Genomic DNA, 641 nt, shown 5'->3' on the forward strand with positions numbered 1-641 from the left:
AGCAGATACGCATTGGCCTCATCTAACATCTCGAACGTATCCCGGAAAGCAAACGCTTTACGTCGGACTACTTCCACACTCCGTTCCACATGGCCTTTCTCATTGCCGCTGTAGACGTTGCAGAACCGATATTGAAAGCCGTAGTAGATTGATAGTTGCAAGAGTCCCTCTGTCGGCTCCTTCTCTGTACCCACAAAGCGTTTGACGGCCACTTTCATGTTGTCGTAGACCATGGTTTGGAACACGCCCCCGACCTCTCGAAAGAACAGGGCATGCGCCTCTTGGAAGCATTCGGTCGTTTGTTTGGTAAACAAGTAAGCATAGCGGTAATTGCTATATGCTGGTGTAAATACGGCCATTTGAAACGTTTTGAGTTTCCCGCTTACCGTGAGTTTTACTTCCCCCCAGTCAAATTCACATACATCTCCCGGCTCATAACATTCCTTGATGAACGCCTCCTTTGGTTTCTCCATCAATACGCGAACGTACCGTTTAACTGTGCTGTAACTAATATCCACGTTTTCGGCCGCCAGCGTTTCAAAAATATCAATCGCTTTCTTGACTTGCTTGCGTTGTCCCTTCCTCTGTTTTTCTTCGTTCTCATCGATCATCTCCTGAATCCGGCGTTCGATGTCTTCTGT

1 protein-coding gene is annotated in these 641 nt (G+C 47.4%); it reads right to left on the reverse strand.

All coding sequences use genetic code 11. The annotated features are described in order from the left end of the window. Positions 1 to 641 (reverse strand): transposase (locus tag ACFO8Q_RS23820; protein ID WP_465251898.1); only part of this gene is annotated, 641 nt, incomplete at both ends.

The organism is Effusibacillus consociatus (genome assembly GCF_042652925.1).
GTDB classification, from domain to species: Bacteria; Bacillota; Bacilli; order Tumebacillales; family Effusibacillaceae; genus Effusibacillus; species Effusibacillus consociatus.